General features: G+C 58.0%; 16 protein-coding genes. 4 read left to right on the top strand and 12 right to left on the bottom strand.

The annotated features are described in order from the left end of the window. Positions 1 to 2: 2 nt before the first annotated feature. The 3 genes from QEN43_RS04665 to QEN43_RS04655 are packed head-to-tail and all read right to left on the bottom strand — an operon-like array spanning position 3 to position 3,333. Positions 3 to 1,640, bottom strand: a complete 1,638-nt coding sequence (locus QEN43_RS04665; RefSeq protein WP_026612156.1) for an electron transfer flavoprotein-ubiquinone oxidoreductase — start codon at positions 1,638 to 1,640, stop codon at positions 3 to 5. After that, positions 1,637 to 2,587 (bottom strand): electron transfer flavoprotein subunit alpha/FixB family protein, encoded by a 951-nt coding sequence (locus tag QEN43_RS04660; RefSeq protein ID WP_026612155.1) that lies wholly within the window; start codon positions 2,585 to 2,587, stop codon positions 1,637 to 1,639. The genes QEN43_RS04665 and QEN43_RS04660 overlap by 4 nt, the downstream gene beginning before the upstream one ends. Further along, positions 2,584 to 3,333, bottom strand: a complete 750-nt coding sequence (locus tag QEN43_RS04655) for an electron transfer flavoprotein subunit beta/FixA family protein (protein ID WP_026612154.1) — start codon at positions 3,331 to 3,333, stop codon at positions 2,584 to 2,586. Before QEN43_RS04655 ends, QEN43_RS04660 begins: the two co-directional genes overlap by 4 nt. Before the next feature lie 87 nt (positions 3,334 to 3,420). Here QEN43_RS04655 and rnd point away from each other — a divergent pair, with 87 nt between their 5' ends. The 3 genes from rnd (at position 3,421) to QEN43_RS04640 (ending at position 6,542) form a co-directional block, all read left to right on the top strand. Beyond that, the gene (gene rnd / locus QEN43_RS04650; protein ID WP_036270012.1) at positions 3,421 to 4,584 is read left to right on the top strand and encodes a ribonuclease D; all 1,164 of its coding nucleotides are present in this window, start codon (positions 3,421 to 3,423) and stop codon (positions 4,582 to 4,584) included. Beyond that, positions 4,577 to 6,160 carry a bifunctional aminoglycoside phosphotransferase/ATP-binding protein gene (locus QEN43_RS04645; protein ID WP_036269375.1) on the top strand — a complete coding sequence of 528 codons (1,584 nt, stop codon included), beginning with the start codon at positions 4,577 to 4,579 and terminating at the stop codon, positions 6,158 to 6,160. The genes rnd and QEN43_RS04645 overlap by 8 nt, the downstream gene beginning before the upstream one ends. A gap of 82 nt (positions 6,161 to 6,242) precedes the next feature. Then, on the top strand, positions 6,243 to 6,542 hold the full coding sequence (locus QEN43_RS04640; protein WP_317963747.1) for a cupin domain-containing protein: 300 nt from the start codon (positions 6,243 to 6,245) through the stop codon (positions 6,540 to 6,542). Between the two features lie 934 nt (positions 6,543 to 7,476). Here QEN43_RS04640 and QEN43_RS04635 read toward each other — a convergent pair. The 9 genes from QEN43_RS04635 to tusD form a co-directional block, all read right to left on the bottom strand. Continuing rightward, on the bottom strand, positions 7,477 to 8,091 hold the full coding sequence (locus QEN43_RS04635) for a PEP-CTERM sorting domain-containing protein (RefSeq protein WP_317963746.1): 615 nt from the start codon (positions 8,089 to 8,091) through the stop codon (positions 7,477 to 7,479). Between the two features lie 713 nt (positions 8,092 to 8,804). Further along, positions 8,805 to 9,824, bottom strand: a complete 1,020-nt coding sequence (locus QEN43_RS04630) for a hypothetical protein (RefSeq protein WP_026612151.1) — start codon at positions 9,822 to 9,824, stop codon at positions 8,805 to 8,807. Between the two features lie 59 nt (positions 9,825 to 9,883). Beyond that, complete coding sequence (locus tag QEN43_RS04625) at positions 9,884 to 10,339, bottom strand: hypothetical protein (protein ID WP_036269372.1); 456 nt, start codon at positions 10,337 to 10,339, stop codon at positions 9,884 to 9,886. Between the two features lie 731 nt (positions 10,340 to 11,070). Further along, entirely contained in the window at positions 11,071 to 13,083 is a 2,013-nt protein-coding gene (locus QEN43_RS04620; protein ID WP_026612149.1) for a cation:proton antiporter domain-containing protein, read from the bottom strand. Between the two features lie 410 nt (positions 13,084 to 13,493). Next, positions 13,494 to 17,165, bottom strand: a complete 3,672-nt coding sequence (locus QEN43_RS04615; RefSeq protein ID WP_317963745.1) for an HAD-IC family P-type ATPase — start codon at positions 17,163 to 17,165, stop codon at positions 13,494 to 13,496. Positions 17,166 to 17,564: 399 nt separating this feature from the next. Continuing rightward, positions 17,565 to 17,894, bottom strand: coding sequence for a TusE/DsrC/DsvC family sulfur relay protein (locus QEN43_RS04610; protein ID WP_156912932.1), 330 nt, complete (start codon positions 17,892 to 17,894; stop codon positions 17,565 to 17,567). A 3-nt stretch (positions 17,895 to 17,897) separates the two neighbouring features. After that, complete coding sequence (tusB, locus tag QEN43_RS04605; protein ID WP_026612147.1) at positions 17,898 to 18,206, bottom strand: sulfurtransferase complex subunit TusB; 309 nt, start codon at positions 18,204 to 18,206, stop codon at positions 17,898 to 17,900. Further along, positions 18,206 to 18,565, bottom strand: coding sequence for a sulfurtransferase complex subunit TusC (gene tusC, locus QEN43_RS04600; RefSeq protein ID WP_026612146.1), 360 nt, complete (start codon positions 18,563 to 18,565; stop codon positions 18,206 to 18,208). The genes tusB and tusC overlap by 1 nt, the downstream gene beginning before the upstream one ends. Before the next feature lie 4 nt (positions 18,566 to 18,569). Beyond that, positions 18,570 to 18,923 carry a sulfurtransferase complex subunit TusD gene (tusD, locus tag QEN43_RS04595; RefSeq protein WP_317963744.1) on the bottom strand — a complete coding sequence of 118 codons (354 nt, stop codon included), beginning with the start codon at positions 18,921 to 18,923 and terminating at the stop codon, positions 18,570 to 18,572. Between the two features lie 86 nt (positions 18,924 to 19,009). Here tusD and QEN43_RS04590 point away from each other — a divergent pair, with 86 nt between their 5' ends. Further along, the gene (locus tag QEN43_RS04590) at positions 19,010 to 20,464 is read left to right on the top strand and encodes a M48 family metalloprotease (protein ID WP_317963743.1); all 1,455 of its coding nucleotides are present in this window, start codon (positions 19,010 to 19,012) and stop codon (positions 20,462 to 20,464) included. The last annotated feature ends 7 nt before the right edge of the window (positions 20,465 to 20,471 follow it).

Here is a 20,471-nt window from a genome sequence, read left to right as displayed (position 1 = left end):
CATCACATATTCACGTAATTCGGCCCGCCCCCGCCTTCAGGTGGTACCCAGTTGATGTTTTGCGCCGGGTCCTTGATATCGCAGACTTTGCAGTGAACGCAGTTCTGCGCGTTGATCTGGAATCGGGCCGGTTCTCCTGGCGCCTCCACGATTTCATAAACCGCTGCCGGACAATAGCGCTGTGCCGGTTCGTCGTACAACGGCAGGTTCTGTGAAATCGGGATAGAAGGATCGGTCAGAACGAGATGACAGGGCTGGTCTTCCTCGTGATTGGTGTTGGAGAGATAAACCGAGGACAGTTTGTCGAAACTCAGTACGCCATCGGGCTTAGGATAATCGATCTTACGGCTGTCCGCGGCTCGATCCAACGAGGCGTGATCCGGAACACGATTGTGTAGGGTAAACGGAAGCTTTCCGCGGAAAATGTTCTGATCGAGCCAAATGAACGCGCTTCCAACGAGCGTTCCCAATTTCGCCAGTGCGGGACCGAAGTTGCGACCCCGGAACAACTCGTCATAGACCCAGGACTCGCGATAGCGCCCGTCCAAATCCGGGATTCCTCCCGTTTCCAGCACCTCGAATACCGCTTCCGCCGCCAGCATGCCGGTTTTCATGGCGGTATGATTGCCCTTGATCTTCACCGGGTTGAGAAATCCGGCCTCGCAACCCGCCAGCACGCCGCCTGGAAAAGAGAGCCTGGGCACTGACTGCCAGCCGCCCTTGTTGACCGCCCGCGCACCGTAGCCGATCCGGGTTCCGCCTTCAAGGAACCGGCGCACGATCGGATGATGCTTCCAGCGCTGCATCTCGCTAAACGGATTCAGATAGGGATTCCGGTAATTCAGGGCGACAATGAACCCGACCGAAACCAGTCCGTCTTCACTGTGGTAGAGAAAACCGCCGCCTTCCGTTTCATTGTCCAAAGGCCAGCCTAGCGTATGAACCACGTGCCCTGGCCGGTAGCGGGACGGATCGATGCGCCAGATTTCCTTGATGCCGATGCCGTAATGCTGCGGATCGATGTCCCTCCGCAAGTCGAAGCGCTCCATCAGCCGCTTGCCCAAATGTCCGCGGCAGCCCTCTGCGAAAATCGTATAGGGCGCGCGCAGCTCAACGCCGGGCTGATAGTTCGGCTTTTTTGAACCGTCCTTAGCAACACCCATGTCGCCCGTCACTACGCCGGCTACCGAACCGTTCTCGTCATAAAGCACATCGGCCGCGGCAAAGCCGGTGAAAATTTCGGCGCCGAGCGTTTCGGCCTTTTCCGCCAGCCAACGGCACAAACGGCCCAGGCTGATCACGTAGTTGCCCTCGTTGCGCATGGGCTTTGGTATCAGAAAGCCGGGCGCCTTGACCGAGTTTTTTTCGCCGATGAGGTAATGCAGTTCGTCGTGTTCGACAGGTACAGTGACCGGCGCGCCCTGCTCTTTCCAATCCGGGAACAGTTCGTTCAGAGCGGTCGGCTCGAACACGGCACCGGAAATGATGTGGGCGCCGACCTCGGCTCCTTTTTCGACGACGCAGACCCGGAGAGACTTTCCCGCCTCATTCGCCAGTTGCATCAGACGACAAGCGGCGGAGAGCCCCGCGGGGCCGGCCCCTACGATGATGACGTCAAACTCCAGACTTTCGCGGTTCACGCTCGCCCCTTGGACAGAGCCTCGATCAAGGCTGGCAGCACGTCGAACAAATCAGCCACCAAACCGATATCCGCCACTTCGAAGATGGGCGCGTCCGGGTCCTTATTGACCGCGACGATGGTGCCCGCGTCCTTGATTCCCGCGAGATGCTGTATCGCTCCGGAGATGCCGAAAGCCAAATAGAACTCGGGCGCGATGATCTTACCGGTCTGCCCCACCTGCAAGTCGTTCGGAACCAATCCTGCGTCCACCGCCGCGCGGGATGCGCCGACCGCCGCGCCCAATCGATCCGCTAGCGCATAGATTAAATCGAAGTTTTCCTTGGTTCCTAAACCCCGACCGCCAGACACTACTACGCGGGCCGACTGAAGATCCGGACGCCCGCCGGACGAACTTTCGACCCGGAGAAAACGCGTGTGCGTCGGACAGTCGAAATCGAGGCTGATTTTTTCCACAGGTGCCGATCCCGATTCAGGAACCGCCTTGAACGAGGCTGTGCGCACCGTCGCGACGACGATGCCGGGCGGCGTTTCGACTGTCTCCACCGCGTTCCCTGCATAAATCGGCCGCTCGAAAACATTCCGGTCGATCACCCGCATGACATCGCTCACTTGAGGTACGCCAAGCAACGCCGCCGCTCGCGGCAAAACATCCTTGCCGAAGGTGGTCGCCGGCGCTAGCACATGGGTGTAGTCTCTAGCCAGCGCGGAAATTTGCGGCGCAAGAACCGCCGCCACGGGATTCTGGTTGGCAACATGTTCGACCAGTAGCACCCTGGTCACGCCATTCAGCCGGGCCGCTGCTTGCGCGGGCTTGTTCCCAGCATCGGCGAACACGGCCACATCGATCGCCTCCGGCTCGAGAGTCAGCGCGCAAGCCACGGTTTTCGAAGTCGAAAGATTCAAGGTTTCGCCGTCGTGCTCGGCAATGACCAATACCTTGCTCATGACAACAGCCCTCGCTCGCGTAGCGCCGCCACCAGCTCCTCGACCGAAGCTACCTTCCGTCCGGCCTGACGCTTCTCTGGAGGCGCGACTTTAACTAGCTTAGGTTCCGGCACGAACTCGACGCCCAGGTCCCCCGGCGTGACCGTTTCGATCGGCAGACGACGCGCCTTCATGATGTCCGGTAACTTCGGATAACGGGGAACATTGAGCCGCAGGTCGGCGGAAATCACTGCCGGTAGATCGATTGCCAGAAATTCGAGTCCGGCGTCGACCTCGCGGGCAACCGTGGCTGACTTGTCATTCAACTCGATTTTGGAAGCAAAGGTCGCCTGCGGCCAATCGAGCAGCGCCGCGAGCATCTGGGGCGTCTGATTGCAGTCGTCGTCTATGGCCTGCTTGCCCATCAGGATCAGATCGGGATTCTCGCGCCGCGCAAGCTGGGCCAAGGCGCGCGCGGCGTTGATGGGTTGAGGTGCCTTATCCAGCGGCATGTGGATCGCCCGATCTGCGCCTAGCGCTAGAGCGCTCCTCAATTGCTCCTGTACCGCCTGCGGCCCGAGCGAGACGGCCACGATCTCGGTCGCCTTGCCGGCCTCTTTAAGACGAATCGCCTCTTCCAAGGCGATCTCGTCGAACGGGTTCATGCTCATCTTCACCCCGTCCAGCATGACGCCCGTCCCGTCCGGCTTCACCTGAATGCGCACGTTGTAATCCACCACGCGCTTCACACTCACCAATATTTTCATGCGCCACCTCGGATGATTGGCGGGAGCGTATTCTTCGTCCCTAAGCCATATAATAGCCTTATGACTCGAAAAAGCACTCTTTCCGACATGACGTCCTCTCCGCAAATCAGCTACATCGACTCGCCCAGTCAACTCCAAGACTTCTGCCGCGCTGCCAGGAACTCCTCCTGGATTGCCGTCGACACCGAATTTCTCCGCGAAAAAACCTACTATCCCAAATTCTGCCTGCTCCAGATCGCGACCGCCGACCGGGTAGCTTGCATCGACCCGCTCGTCCTCGAATCCTTGGAACCGGTAGCGAATCTGCTGTTCGATCCCGCCATCACGAAGGTATTTCATGCTGCGCGGCAGGATTTGGAAATCTTCTTCAACCTCTGGGGAAAACTGCCGGCGCCGATCTTCGATACCCAGATCGCCGCTCCCTTGATCGGCTTGCCCGAACAGATCAGTTACGCCGGCCTCATTTCGGAACTGCTCGGCGTGAACCTGGGCAAAGGCCACGCACGCACCGATTGGTCGCTCCGGCCCTTGGCCGATGCCCAATTGCGTTATGCAGCCGACGATGTCATCCATCTCGGAACCGCTTATCTGAAACTCCGCCAGCGTTTGGAAGATTTGGGCCGCCTCGATTGGCCGGAGGGCGATTTCGCTGCCCTGCTCGATCCGAAGCTTTACGAGAATGCGTCCGATCAAGCTTGGCAGCGCATCGGCGGACATTATCAGCTGAACGCATCCCAGCTCGCCGTACTACAGGCGCTCGCGGCTTGGCGTGAGGATAACGCGCGCCAGCAGGACATTCCACGCAGTTGGCTGGTCAAGGACGAAGTTTTGTTCGATCTCGCACGGCTGCAGCCGACGACTGCCGACAAGTTCAAGCTGATCCGGGGGCTGGAGGAACGTACGCTCAAGCGTTATGGCAGCCAACTGTGCCGAATCATCGACGAGGCGAAACACCGCCCACCGCCGGCGGTTCCCCTCAGACCGCGGCAGGCCAAGAAGACGCCGGAACAGGAAGCGCTGCTTGATGTGCTGACTGCGGTGGTACGCCTGCGGGCCGCGCAGCACACACTGAACCCGGCGGTGCTCGCAGGCCGCAAGGATTTGGAACAACTGATGGATGACCCGGAGCAATCGAAACTGCTTCAGGGCTGGCGCAAGGCCATGGCCGGGGCGGAGCTCAAAGCGCTCCTTCAGGGCGAAAGACAGCTTAAAGTGGTTAACGGCCGCTTACAGATGGAACCGTATGGATGACGCTCCCTATCCCGAACTGATCTCGGCGCTGCGTAATCCCGCCGCTTACGATCATCCCACAAACACCATCGAAATCCGGGAGACCCATATTTCCTGGGTTTTGCTGACAAATCCCTATGCCTACAAGATCAAGAAGCCGGTGGATTTCGGTTTCCTCGACTTCACGACTCTGGAAAAACGCCGCCGGTTTTGCGAAGAGGAACTCCGACTCAATCGCCGGCTCGCTCCAAACTTGTATCTCGCCGTCGTCCCCATCACCGAAGATGCTCGAAACCCCCGAATCGGCGGCAGTGGCACCCCTATCGAATTCGCCATTAAGATGCGCCGCTTCGACGAGTCGGCCTTATTCGATCGCTTGTGTCAGGAAGATCGCCTCTCGCCTGAACACATGGACAAGCTGGCCGAAACGCTGGCGCGGTTTCACGCAAGCGTAAACCGCAGCACCGCCGAAGACGCCCACGGACTCCCGGAACAGATCCACGACACCGCAGAACAGAATTTCACCCACGTCGAGCCCTTACAGGACGATCCGATCGACCGCGCCAAACTCGAAGCCGTGCGCGCCTGGACGTCCGAGGTGTATTCGCGCTGCCGAGAGACCATGCTTGCCCGTAAAGCCGCTGGTTTCATTCGCGAATGCCACGGCGACCTTCACCTCGGCAACATCGTGCTCATCGACGACGAGCCCACGCCGTTCGACTGCATCGAATTCAGCGAAGACCTGCGCTGGATCGATGTCATGAGCGAGCTGGCCTTTCTGACCATGGATCTCGAAGTTAAAGGCAAAAGGAATTTAGCTTTCCGGCTTTTGAACCGTTACCTGGAGGTTACAGGAGACTACCGAGGGCTTGCCTTGTTCGATTTTTACCTCGTCTATCGCGCTATGGTGCGGGCCAAGATCGCCCAACTGACTCGAGCATCCACCACTGATTCCTCGAAACAGCAGGAATTATTGGCCCTTTATCGGCGTTACCTCGATTACGCTTCCGGTCTCATCCGGCCACCAAGCCCCGCATTGTTCATCACCCGCGGTTTTTCGGGCAGTGGCAAGTCCTATATCGCCGGCCAAATCGCCGAACGCCTCCCGGCCATACGCCTCCGTTCCGACCTGGAACGAAAACGCTTGGCCGGATTTAGCGAACTCGCCAATACTGGATCGACCCTCGACACCGGCATCTATACCGCCGATATGACGCGGAGAACCTATGACTATCTACTCGACACCGCCGAGGCGATCGTGAAATCCGGCGTCTCCGTCATCGTCGACGCCACGTTCCTGAAATATGAGTACCGTGAAAGCCAACGGTTGCTTGCCCAACGGCTAGGCGTCCCCTTCTTGATTCTTGATTGCCGGGCTCCGGTCGCCACGTTGAAAAGCCGCATCGAATCCCGCGCCTCACAGGGTCGAGATCCCTCTGAAGCCGATCTGGCGGTGCTCGAACGTCAGCTTGCGACGCATGATGAATTAACCGAAGAAGAGCAGCGCAATACGCTGGTGATCGAGACCAGCGGAGCGGTTTCGGTTGACGAACTTGTCAAGAAAATCGGCCTGAGTACGGACAAATCGTCCGATTAAGGTTTTTTCAACTGAATGGAACGACCCGATCCAAAGTAAAAACGAAAAACCCGACGCTTTCCAACGTTGTGCGAGAAATCAGATGAAGATTTTCTTGATATCCCTATTGGTTTTCTCTTTCGTTGGTTCTGCGTTAGGCCGGGATAAGATCGATCGCATGAATGCCGTTACCCCAGGATCGTTTACGCCAGATATCGTTAAGTGGAATGACGAACCGATACTCCCTAACGGCGCTCAGAGCGCAGTTCTGGTCGGCGATCCGAACAGAGCAGGTGTTTTCATCGCTTGGTTAAAATTTCCGCCCAACTACCCGATTCCACCGCACAAACACCCGTTTACCGAGGTCATTACAGTCCTACGCGGCAAATTATTCCATTTCTAATTCCGAAGTGAATTTATGATCCATGACCTATCACAGTAGAGCAGACAAAGTACAGTCAAACGTTTCCGCTATGGAGTAGAAATGGAACAACAAGCCCAAAAGTGCTAGGCCCTCATCCCCGGCCCTTCTCCAATCGCAAACGGTCGTTCCGGGAGCACCGAAACGACCCTTCCAATCGCAAACGGTCGTCCTGGGAGCACCAGGACGCCCCTTCCCAGAGGGAGAAGGGAGTTAAGCCCCTCGCCCTCTGAGAGAGGGGTTGGGGTGAGGGAATGCGCCGGCTGATGGGACGTTTCCGTTATTTCGGTTTTCGGTTCACACGTTGGCTCAAGTAACTAATTCAATTTCTAATTCTGAAGTGAAATTATGATCCGTGACCTAGCAAAATAGAGCGGACAAAGTGCAGTCGAATATTTCAGCTATGAGGTAGAAATGGAATAAGGAAATGGCGTCGGTGAAACATTCGACACGCAAAAAGGCGAGATGCTTAAAGCAGGTTCAAGTTTTGTGCTACCCGGAGATCATACCCATTATGTCTGGACGACTGACGAGGAAACGATCGTCGAGCTAATCGCCACCGGGCCATGGGATATCGTTTATACGAATCCTGCCGATGACCCACGTAAGAAGAAATAGTCGAAAAGTGTCAGCCTTTCGTTCTTTCCTTTTGATTTGAATAGCCCCGTTACTCCGCCCCTTGTCGTCCAACAGTTGGCAGGGCAAGAGTTTTCCGGATAAAAAAGCCAGGCTGCTGTTTGCCACTGTTGTTCGAACTCCAGCGGAGTTCGGCACCTCAGGGTTGAGGCCGTGAAAGGGCGGAAGGGCGTACGCGCTTATTCCGCCACATGGGAATCTCCATTCGGTGAATTGCGCTAAAGCTGATACGCCCTACACGTGTTGCTCGAGAAGATCAGCCTGAGTATGGGCAAAAGGATCATCCCGGTTTGTACCGCGGTGCCGAAGCGTACACAGGCTGGCGCCGGGCGAGGCGCCCCACGGCGAGACCCGCCGCGAGGAGGGTCAGGGTCGCTGGCTCCGGCACCGCTTGTTGCGCTGTCACGCTGAACTGGTCGAATCTCGATTTCGTTACAACAGAAACAACGTCGAGGGTGGGGCTGGTGTAGGCGAACTCGAAAGGAGTCAAATGCTGTACGTCCCACATTATCCAAAAGTCGTTAGTCCCAGGAGAGATAGTATTGACTCCGGTCACCCTGCCCCCGATTAACCCAAATTCCCCAAGGTTGACGAAGTCGACCTCGTCTAGGGTAAAGTCATGCCCATCAATGCTCAGATCAATGGAGATGAGGCTATCGATGGGCGAGGTCGGGGAGGCTGCGTCCCAGACGATGGTGCCGGTCACGGGACCGGGCACCGTGAAGTTCATGACGATGGGGATGGCCTCAGCCCTGGTCAGGGGCAGAAGGACGGCCAGGAAAGCCGCGACGGCCAGGTTCCGGGTCAGTCGGTTGCGCCTTCTGGTGGCCGATGCTGGCTGCGCGAGGGGGAGCGGAGCTTGCTGCAATTGTTCTTTTTCTTGGGTCTTGTTCATGAACGTCTCCTTTGTCCACGGGATGGCGGGCGGAATTACCCGGATTGCCTTCAGGCAAAAATAAAACCAGCATCGTATTCGTCTGTTTTTCATGGGCTTTTCTGAAGGCCATGACAGCGCACCCGGTACTGGGAAGGCAAAGCTAAAATTTAAAATTTTTTACATCGTCTTCAATAGAAAAGCGGGCGGCCGTGCTGCCGGAATCCACTGGTCGAAGCTTCCGAAACCAGACCCAGCGGCTTGGGCGGGTGAGCACAAAAAAAGAAAAAAGGGTCAAAAAGGTCAGGCTTTTGTTGTTTGCTTTCGATATCAACGCGCCCTAGCTGTGCAACCCCGCAATTCCCGACCGTTCACAATCCCAAGCGCTCAACCAACGAAACGAGAACGCGTCAGGTTTTGGTTATTTGCTTTGGGCTTCTTACGCGAAGTGACAGCTCACTGAGGTGGACAGCCCGCGTAGGGCGGAATAGCGTAGTCGCCTATTCCGCCCCATGGGAACCTTCCATTCGGCGCATTACGCTAGGCTAATGCGCCCTACACGCGCTTCATAAGAAGATCGACCTGAGTACGAGCAAGCCGTCCAGTTAAGATCTTCTTAACGGAATGGGATGACTTGATCCTGAGTAAAAGACAAAAGCCTGGCCCTTTCACAATCATGTAAACCAGCTGCCCGGTATATTTTGTGAAGGATCATATCGGTTTGTACCCTTATCTCACTGGCCCAATGGCCGCTTCGCTCCGTCGAAAACGATGAGCGTCGGGTTCACAACCTGCTTGGGATCCGCAGCTCGCGTACCCCCCGGTGCAACATAGTTCCGCTGAACAATTTTGATGTCCTCCCCTCGGGGGACCATCTCCTCGGTGATTTCTCGGCAATTCGGAAGGTTCCCGCAGTCGCGTGCGAAATAGTACACGTAGAGCTTGTCGGTGTTGCCAACCGTCTTTGAGAAAGCCGACGCGCTGCCCTCGAGACCCAGGCCCGAGACGTTGGTGACGCCCACCATAATCGGAATCCGGTTGGGCGCCAGGCTAGTGTACGTAGCGTTGCCGGTAGCCGTGCCGAGGGTACCCACAACGGCGAGGACTTCACCCGAGTCGAGGTTCTCCGCCGGGCTGATTTGGTAATCGGCATCCTGGGTATCACCAAGACAGTTCATGGGACGTTCGAGGCAGTGCTGGCCGATAAGGTCCACCGTGAGCAGCAGACTTTCGAACGGTCTGTCCTTGGCAGCGGGTTGCCCCCAATATTGTTTGACCGAATCGACCAGGTCCTTAACGTCAGCTTCGAGTCCGAGTTCGGAACGAGCGGTCCGCTCATCGTAGGCAGGTTTGGGATAAGGTTCGACCCGACGCGCCGTGTTCGCGTCCCTCACCCGGAGCACGGCGAGCTGGAGCTGCTGACGCCACCGATTACCGGCTTCCTCATCTTCCGACAGCGCATACCGAACGAGGATCATCAGATCATCCGCCCCGGAACCAAGACCAAGCCGCGCGACATCCGCCGACACGGGCTCGATGAACACTTGATCGCGATTTTGGACACCCGCCCGCAGTAACGCTTCGGCCACCTCCCGCGCCATCACCTCGTCCGGCGTGATAACGAAGAAACGCTGCTGATCGAACGCTGCTCCGGATTGCCGCTCAATGACCACGTTGTTGTTGCTGTTGCCGATGCTCGAGAATACCAGCATACGGGACGGGTTCGGCGACATCATGAAGAGAATGCTCTGCATGAAAGCATCATCGGCTACGGACTGGTAGATTTCATCCGTGGTGTCGATCTGGCCTTGATCTAGCCTTCTCGCGAGGAAATGTAGGTCTGCATCCCGAAATACCTTCCGGGCGGCGGTAGCTGCGCCAGTACAACCAGTGCCTCCCGCTCGTCGAGGCGGTACGTCCACAAGGTGTCGCCCGGCGCCGGGCCGAGCAGATCCCTCATGTTCTCGTCTACGAACTCGTCCGGCCAGAGCGGAACGGAAGGGATGAGATAAGGCGCCGCCGGGTTATTCCCGAGACAGCTCCCGACAGTCTCGATCGCGAACTTGCAGTCCTCGATCGTGAACAGATTCCAGGCTCCCCGCGCGACCTGATAGCCTTCTGCCTCGAGTTCGGTTTGAAGATTGCGGACCTTCCGCTCTAGCGACTCGGGGAGCTGATGATCGTTGTTCGGACCGTTGTTCCAGCCGTTCGCCGCGGTCGAAAATACAGTCACCGCCGCGGACACCAAACAAAGCATTTGGGTTCTCATAGGTCCTCCTGACCGACGATCGCGTCCTTGAATGAAGAACATCTGACGAAGGGCCCCGCTTCCCTGAAATGGGTCAAAGCAGAAGCGCCTTGCATCAAAGAATTTTCAGGTCCCCACAAGCTGGTAGATTACACGGGTCGGCTTATTGTTCCGCCGTCATGGGTGAGTCCGCGCCCTTCAACCACACGTCGACCCAGCCAAACGGAGGACGACCCTGGTGCTTTATAAAAAGCCCGCCTGAATAAGCCCTCGCTCCACGAAGATTCGGCAGCGCGAAGCGTGATTCCATTTAGAGCATTTTCTAATCAGATGTCCGGCAATGCTGAATAGTCCCGTATGGCACACCCTAGCATCGTCGGCTGTAGCTGGAATCGCCCGAAGGGGCACCCGAGGAACCGCGGGCACCGACAGTGGCGCACGGACGGGCTTTCTGCCACCCCCAGCTCAAACCGGCGATTTCACGTGTACATCAGCGATGAAACGCTCTGGCAATCCCGCCCGACATGGGACCGCTTTTGTCATTAGCGCGTCTCGATTTCTCCTCACCTGGACAGGGGAGGTCTAGGAAGAGGAGAAATCACCTCCATCGCCGTACAAATTCCTGCAAACGGTAGCGCCTTTGTCACTTGCGTCGCCGCAGGTCTAGCCCGAGAGTCGACCTTGACATCCTCGAGCTAAACCGAAAACCACTCTGATTATTTCCGGTAGATAGCAGCGTTACCCGGATGCTTTCACGCCGCATCAGACTCCTGTGGCTGCGGGGCCAACAAACGCTCCACAGCCTCCAACTGCTCCGGATTTCCGAGCAAACCGATCCGGTCTCCCGGAAGAAACACGGTCTGGGTCGACGGGTTGACCATCAGTTCGTTCTTGCGCTTGATCGCCACCAGTGTCGCGCCGGTCCGGGTTCGCAAGGCGGCTTCGCCCAGCAGTTTGCCGGCCAGGGGACTCCCCTCGGGCACTTTTCTCCAGGCGATATCGATCAGCTCGGAGGCGTCGAGCAGATCGCGGAGCAAGGCGTGCTCGCCCTGCGATTTGACCAAGGCCTCGTAGTTTTCGCGTCGCACCGTATCCGCGTAACGCCGGACTTCGTGCAGCGGAAAACCCAGTTGCAATAGCGTGTGCCTCAGCACCTGCAAGCCGCCTTCCAATTCTGGATGGATCACCAATTGCGCGCCCAATTCCGACAGTCGTTTGACGCCTGCCCGGGTCGCGGCGCGAGCGATGATCGGAAGATTCGGGGCAATGTCGCGGGCTGCCGCGACCGTCAATTCGGTAGCCGCTTCTTCAGGCAGAGTGACCACGAGCAAACGAGCCCGGTGCAACGCCGCATGGCTGAGGATATCCGAATTGGCCGTATCGCCTAAAAGTGTGGGAACCCCCCGTTTAGCTAATTTCTCGATCCGACTAATACGGAAATCGATGACCAGATACGGAATTCCCAGTTCGCCCATAACATCGACGATATGCGAGCCCACCCGGCCGTAACCGACCACCACAACGTGATCCGAAATCGACTCCTCCGCGGGCGTATGCGTCGAACCATGCCGGTTCAACCATCGCCACAGCGGCTGAACCCCGCGCAGGCTGCGTTGCAGCGGATCGACGCTGTGCAGCATGAACGGATTCACGACAATGGACAGAAGAGCGGCGGCCAATATCAACGCGTGTTGGCTCTCATCCAGAATGCCGAGACTCAGGCCGGTCTGATCCAGAATGAAGGAGAATTCGCCGATTTGGCAGGAGCCGGCCGCAACCACCAGCGCGGTACTCGCGGGGCGCGGGAAAGGCAATACCCAGACCCCCGAGACGATGAACTTTCCGATGACAACCAGAGCGGTCAGAATCAGTACCGGTTCGATATGTTCCACCAGGAAGGTCGGATCGAGCATCATGCCGACGGACACGAAGAACAGCACGGAAAAGGCTTCCCGGAACGGCAACAGATCGGATGCGACGCGGTGGCTGAGCGGCGATTCGCTCACCACGGCTCCCGCGACGAAAGCCCCCAGCGCCAACGAAACCCCGAACAATTGCGCGGCGCCCAGGGCGATACCCAAGGAGCAGGCCAGGACCGCCAGGATGAACAGCTCGCGCGAACGGGTATGGGCCACCCGCAGCAGCAGCCAGGGAATAAAACGTTTGCCTACGAACAGCATCACCACGAGAAAGCCCAAGGCCGAAAGCAGAGCGAGCCCAAGCGACTGCCATTCCATGGGCTTTCCGGTGTCGGCCAAATTGGGCAGGATCATAATCATAAGGACCGTGGCGATGTCCTCCATGACGCGCCAGCCGACCGCGACCTGGCCGTCCGGCGTATTGAGCCAGCCTTTGTCCATGAATCCTCGGAGCATCACGATAGTGCTGGCGATCGACAGCACCAGCCCCAAGACCAAGCCGGACTTGGGCGTCCAGCCCCAATACTGACTCAGGCCATAACCCAGTGCCAGCATGGTCAACATCTGCCCCAATGTGCCCACAATTGCGACGTCACGCACTTTCCACAGATCGGCGAAGGAAAAATGTAGCCCCACGCCGTACATTAGGAAGATGACGCCCAATTCCGCCAATTGGTTGATGGTGTGAGAATCGGCCAGATACCCCGGCGTGAACGGACCGATGGCCACGCCCGCGAGCAAATACCCCACGATGGATGGCAGGCCGATCCGTTGAACGATGAGCCCCCCAATAAAAGCTACGGTGAGCGTAACGGCAATATTTTCTAGTAATCCCAAATTATGCATACGGTATTTGACATCATGATGCTGATAGAATCCGTCGATGCGGTATGTATTTTTCAGCGCCGATCGAGATCCCTCTCCTCAATCGCCGGCGGTCGAACGCTGAGGCCACCGGCGAACGCAAATGGGTCGCCGCCGCTTTGGCGGCGCGGCCGCGAGCAAATAACTTTCACCATAACATAAACGTGTTGGCCAATCGCAGAAACATTCCGGGCGTTTTTGTTTCGCGGCGAATATACATAGTGAGTGGCGAGGAATTATTAATCAGGCCCGGTACCTGCCCAGCATGGGCTCACGCGGCTTGTTGCCGCGCCGGGGCATCCCTACCCCGGATAAACCCGGTCGATACGTATTGGCCGGGTTAATAATCGCGCCACTGCGTCGAAAGAACCGTCCCTCGGTCGGTGTGTCGCCTAAGGGTCTTTGACCACGGAACTTTCGTGCACGATCAGCACATCGGATTTCGAATCGGACAGGATGCGACGCGTCACGCTGCCCAGGAGCATCTCCTCGACGATCGTTTTCCCGTGTTTGCCGATAACGATCAGGTCCGCTTTGAACGATTCTTCCTTGGCCAGGATCAGACGAGCGGCATTCTCGTGCTCGACAACTCGAAAAATCCGGTGCGAGCCGTCAGAGACCTCGTCGATCAGCGAGTTGAGACCGCTCAGCGCTTGGCGTTGTGACTGAGCACGATAGTTGTCGATATCGTCCTCGACGACCCCCGCGTCCTGAAGCACGCCTTCGAAAGCCACGGCGGAACCATGGACAACCATGATGTCGGCGTCAGGTGCGATCCGCATCGCCATCTTCAAGGCGGCGACGGAGTGGGGAGAAAAATCGACCGGAACCAGGACGCGCCGATAAGGTGCGTCCGGCCGACGCTTAACCACGAGGACCGGCCTTTTGCACGTTCTGAGCAAGCGGTCTGCCGTTGTGCCGAGCAAGAAATCACGCCAAGGGCTTAGGCCGTGCGCGCCCAAAACCAGCAAATCCGCCTGCTCGGAGGCCGACAGGATCTCTTCCGGCACGGATCCGATCGCGACTCTTGAAAACGCGGCCACGTGGGTCTTCGCGGTGATCTTCAACTTCGCCGCGTCCAACCTCTGTTGCGCATCGTTGATCAGCTTCTCTTCGGCTCCGTCGTGCGTAAGGAGCATTTCGCGCACAACCGCCGGCGAAGTTCCGCTCACCACATGTAGCAGTTCCAGCCGTCCCCCCTGTTCCGCAGCCAGCATGGCCGCCCGGCAGGCAGCATTTGTGGCGTCATCCGAGAAGTCGGTTGCCGCCAATACAGTTTTCGGTGTTCTCAAATGGCCCTCCTCTTTGTGTAGGTGTCGGGATTCCGTTTTTGTTCCGGCGCGAAGCTTTCGGCGTATATGCCTGGAGAGGCGGATCACCGCTTTTTCCATTTCGGCGACGCTGAACACGAACATACCGGCCAGCATCACCTTCAACCATTCTTCCGGCGACAGATCGGTCGAACCGAATAGTACCTGCAACGGCCGGGTATGCGTGTAGGCGAACTGCAGCCCCGCACAGGCCGCGATCGCGATCAGCACATAGCGATTGCCGAACAGCCCTTCGAGCGAGAGGACGGATTTAAAAATATAGCGACTGTTGATCAGGTAGAACATCTCCGCCGCCACGACCGCGCTGACCGCCATAGTTCGCGCGGTTTCCAGGCTGGAGCCGCGATCCAACTCCCAAAGGAACAGACCCAGTGAGCCCGCCATCATGAGTACGGAGACCATCAGAATTCGCCAGCCGAAGAACCACGAAAGCAGCGATTCCTTAGGGTCGCGCGGCGGGCGGCGCATGATGTCGTGCTCGGGACGCTCGAAGGCTAAGGCAAGCCCCAAAGTGCTCGAGGTTACCATATTGATCCAGAGCACCTGAGCCGGTGTCAGCGGGAGTGCCAGCTCAAACAATATTGCGGCGATCACCACCAACGCCTCGCCGCCGTTGGTCGGCAGCATGAACAGAACGAATTTCCGGATGTTGTCGTAGATGCCCCGTCCTTCGCGAACGGCGTTGCCGATCGTAGCGAAATTGTCGTCGGCCAGCACCATATCCGCCGCTTCCTTGGCCGCCTCGGTACCCTTCAATCCCATCGCCACGCCGACGTCCGCGCGCTTCAGCGCGGGCGCGTCGTTCACCCCATCCCCGGTCATCGCGACCACCTGTCCCGCTGCCTGCAGTGCCTGCACCAAGCGCAGCTTGTGCTCTGGGCTGGCTCGCGCGAACACATCGACATCCAGTACCGCATCGCGCAATTGCGCGTCATCCATGCTCTCGATCTCGGCTCCGGTCAACGCCGGCCGATTGCGGCCGATCCCGAGCTGCGCGCCGATGGCGCGCGCCGTATCGACGTGGTCGCCAGTGATCATCTTCACCCGGATGCCCGCAGTTTTGCACGCTTCCACGGCCGCCACCGCTTCGTCTCGCGGCGGGTCAATGATGCCGACTAGCGCAAGCAACCGGAAACCGTTCTTCAAATCCGAAAACTGAACCTCGCATTGCGCTTCCTCGGCGGGCTTTGCTGCGATCGCGAGGAGCCGCAGTCCATCCGCGGCAGCATCCGCGGCAGCACGGCGCCAATACTCCAGATCCAGCAGCGCCTCCTGTAAGCAGCCCTGGCGATCGCACATCTCAAAGACCCGTTCAGGCGCGCCCTTGACGTAAACGGTTCCCCGTCCTTCGTGATCGTGGTTGAGCGTGGCCATGAGCCGATGTTCGGACTCGAATGGAATGGCATCGGTACGCGGTAAAGAATCCCGCTCCCACTTCGGGTCGATGCCGACCTTCATGGCGAATGCCAGCAGCGCACCCTCGGTCGGATCGCCCGCCACCTGCCAGGTCTCGTCGGCCGATTTACGCAGCTGCGCGTCATTGCAAAGCACGGCGGCACGGGCAATCTCGGCCAGCTCGGGATATTGATCGGGCGGCACCGCCTCCCCGCCCAGATGAATGCCGCCGTCCGGCGCATAGCCCACACCGCTCACCTCGAAGATGTGGTCGGCAGCGATCACCCGCTGCACCGTCATCTCGTTCCGGGTCAGGGTACCGGTCTTGTCGGAACAAATGACGGTGACCGAACCCAACGTTTCCACCGCCGGCAAATGCCGGATGATGGCGTTGCGGTGAGCCATGCGCCTAACGCCGAGTGCGAGCGTGATGGTCATGATGGCCGGCAGCCCTTCCGGTATAGCTGAGGCTGCCAGTGCCACGGCCATGATGAACATCTCTGCGGGCGGATGCCCGTGCCACAACACACCGATGGCATAGGTGGCCACGGACATAAAAACGATCGCCAGCGCGAGCCAATGGCCGAACCTTGCAATCTGGCGCAGCAAAGGCGTCGTCACCGACTGCACGCGCTCCAACATCGCGCTGATTCGGCCCAATTCGGTGTGAACGCCGGTTGCGACCGTCACCGCCGTCGCCTGCCCGGAAACCACTAGCGTGCCCGAATAAAGCATGCACGTGCGATCGCCCAGAGATGCATCGACAGGCACGGGAGCCACCGTCTTTTCCACGGCCTCGGATTCGCCGGTCAGGATGGCTTCGTTCACACGCAACCCTTTGGTCGCGATCAGCCGCAGATCGGCGGGCACTTTGTCGCCGGAGGTGAGCGCCACGATATCGCCGGGCACCAGATCCTCGGCCCGGATTTCGATGCGTTCGGCATCGCGGATTACAATCGTGCGCAGCGACAGCATGCCGCGGATCGCGTCCAGGGCTCTTTCCGCCTTGCCTTCCTGAATGAAACCGATGATGGCGTTAACGAAAACGGCACTCAAGAGAACAGCCGTGTCGACCCAATCGCCCAACATCGCCGTGGTCGCGCCGGCGACCAGCATCACGTAAATCAGGACGTTGTGGAACTGGAGGAGGAAGCGTAGCCAACCAGGGCGCCTACGCGGCGGCGGAAGACGGTTGCGACCGAAACGCTTCAGCCGTTGCCACGCCTCCTGAGAGGACAACCCACGTTGACGATCCGAACGGAGCCGTTCGATAACCTCGTCCGCATCGTGACTGTGCCAATCGATCGTCTGCTTTTCGCGGTAATCATCGTTAGACATCTGTTCCCCAAGTCAGCGATTCGCGCACGTCTCAACCGAAAATCAGCCTCGATGAGGCCATGAATCCGGCATGCAACGGAACATCATTTGTCGTCACAAAACATGGCATGAAAACATGTGGAGCTTACAGACACCTTACTGCGTAAGCTAGGCTCGAAAAAGTGGACGTCAGCGATTTAGAGAATTGGTCGATGGTGTTGGCGATGGGCCAATCGTATCGAGACAGATGTTCACGGCTGAGTGTCGTCAGCCAGCGGTGAATTGCACCTGAGGAAAATCTAGCCCTGTCGGCGACAAGCCGCTTGGGGCTATCGGCAAAGATGCCGGCAACTGCGTGACTTAAAGCCTATTCGGATAGGTTCTTAATGCCGCAAACCTCAGACGCCGTGCGTCTCGCTCCTAAATACACCCCGGCGGCTTCGGCAACCCGGCGATCAAGCAGGCATATTTCAGAGGGCTCTCCGGAAATAGCCTATGCAGATAGCGGGAATTGCCTTTTTCTGCTCCGAATTCTTTCTCCACCGCCTTAACGAACATGCGAGTGTTCGGAAGATGGCGGAATCTGAAATAGTAATCCCGGATGAAGCGCACGATTTCCCAGTGCGCGGCGGTCAATTCGATAGATACGCCCGATGCCAGAACGGCGGCAACACGCTCGTCCCAGGCGTTCGCGTCGGTCAAAAATCCGCCCTCGGTCGTTTCCAGAATTTTTCCGTCCACTTCGATCATGGCTCAAAACCAGGACTGGATAGGGTGATAATCAATAGTCAAGTCGACGAACCCGTCGTAATCGATGATGCCGATGGTCTCGGCGACCTCAGAGGTTTCCACGCCGCGCGCAACGAGGTCCGGACCCAAGGCATAAACCCTGATCTTTCCCGCGGCCGCGGCTATGACGGCTTCGCAATCGCCGCTCTTTAAGGCTGCATAGACCGCGTTTTCGATCAGCAGCACCGCATCGCCCTCGCCGGCGCGAGCGAGACACGCTTCCAAGGTACGGCTCTCCTGAGGCGAACGGCTGATGAGGTGCAGAACCGCCATCAGCACGAGACCACGATGTCATGTTCCGCTGACAAACGGGCGATGTCGGCTCTTTCCACGACACCCACCGGGATGACCAGATCTTCCTCGGTCAGCCCCCTAGCCTCTAAAGACTCGCGCTCCACCCACACGTCCTCTACATCGTACAGCGCCAAAGCTTCAAACAACGGTGCTACGGGAGCCAACTTGCTCGCTTCGGGTCGTTGCCCCCTCTTGAGCAGGAAAACACCGTCGTCCAGTATCAGAAGCCGCACGGCTTGATCGAACGCAGCGGCGGTCATGACCATGTCCAAGGATTCCCGGATTCTGACACCGCCTCGGGTGGCAGATCGCATGACAAACAAGAATTTCTTTTGCACCGATTCAAGGACCGAAAACCAAGACCCGGTCGGCTTTCAGGCAGGCGTCAATCCATTGCCCCAAACCGCCGACCCGAAAACCGTCAGTACCGAATGTCGCCAGGCCGCGCCGCTCTGCGGCGGAGACGCACAACACTAGGTCGATCCGGTATTGATCAGCGAGATCGGACCAACGCGGTGCCGAATCGTGAACCTCCGCGGACGAACCAGACCTAAGAGCGTTATAAGCGCCGTCGTGGTAAAAGAATACACTCACGATTTCGTGACCTTTGCCCAACGCCGCTTTGATAAACTGATAAGCGGTGTGCGCCGCTTGCGCCGAAAACGGCCCGGCGTTGACCTGAATCGCATATTTCATCGCAGCGACATTCTCTCAAAACGGTTCATCGCGTATCCACGCATCACAGACTCACTCGCGGCTCCCGCATACGACCCTCAAACATCATGAAATTCGACAAACTGGTCGCCTCACTGTTGATTCTCTGTTACGGCTCATGGGCGCTGCAACCCGCCTACGCACAACTCAATCTCGAGTTGCCCGAAATCGGCGACCCGACAGGAACGTTGATGACGCCGCAGCAAGAAAAAGAATTGGGCGAAGCTTTTTACCGCAAACTGCACTCACAGCTCGAAATCAGCCAGGACCCGGAAGTCAACGATTACATTCAGTCCATAGGGCAGAAATTGGTCGGTGCCAGCGACAACCCGGCACAGCCGTTTCATTTCTTCGTGGTCAACGATCCTACGATCAATGCGTTCGCAGGGCCGGGCGGGTACATCGGCGTCAACTCCGGACTGATTCTGACCTCCGAAGCCGAAAGCGAACTCGCCTCGGTACTAGCCCACGAAATTGCGCACGTTACGCAACGGCATCTTTACCAAACGTTTCAGGCCGCCGGACGGCTGGCATTACCCACCGCCGCCGCGATGCTGGCCGCGGTTCTTTTAGGCGCCAAATCCGCGCAGTTGGGGCAAGCCGCCTTGATGGCTGCCCAGGCTGCGAATGTTCAGTATCAAATCAATTTCACCCGCGACAACGAGGCCGAAGCCGACCGCGTCGGGATGCAAATTTTATCGAAATCCGACTTCGACCCGCGCGCCATGCCGACGTTTTTCGAAAGACTGCAGCAATCCACCCGCTTTGTCGGCCGCGAATTGCCCGAATTCCTGATGACTCACCCGGTGACGGTTTCCCGTATCTCCGATACCCGCGGACGCGCGGAACAGTTTCCTTACCGGCAATATCCGGATTCTTTCGCCTATCAGCTTGTTCGCGCCAAACTGCGAGTACAGACCGCCGCCCGTCCGCACGACGCGCTGAATTATTTCAAAGCCGTGAGCGGCCAAGGCACTAAGCTGCAACAGGACGTTTCCGCCTACGGATTGGCCCTAGCCCTAATCGCGAATGCTCGTCCCGCGGAAGCCAAACCGGTCCTCCAGCGGCTCATGGAGGTATACCCAGATCAATCCCACTTCCCCAATGCACTGGCCAGCGCCGAACTGGAAACCAAGAATTACGCCCGTGCGATAGAGCTTTACGAGGCCGCGTTGCAGCGCTTTCCCGAAAACCGGGCCTTGACACTCAACTATGTTCGTGTCCTGCTGACTACCGGTAAGGCGAAAGAAGCGCGCAAGCTGCTCCAGAATTACACCCGCCGCCATCCGCCCACGCCCGAAGTCTATACGCTGCTGGCGAGAGCCTACAGCCAACTCGGCAACGATGCCGAGTCGCACCGCTACGTGGCCGAATCCTATTACGCCTCGGGACAAAACCGTGCCGCCATATTGCAGCTACGACTCGCCCAAAAAGCAGCCGGCAACGATTTCTATCTCAATTCCGTCATCGACGAACGCTTGAAACAGCTGCTCGCCGAAGAGGAAGAACGCAGAAAGCAGTGAAACTGCA

The organism is Methylocaldum szegediense (assembly GCF_949769195.1).
GTDB classification, from domain to species: domain Bacteria; phylum Pseudomonadota; class Gammaproteobacteria; order Methylococcales; family Methylococcaceae; genus Methylocaldum; species Methylocaldum szegediense.
The sequence above is the reverse complement of the archived record's forward strand: the minus strand, read 5'-3'. Positions and strand labels throughout refer to the sequence as shown.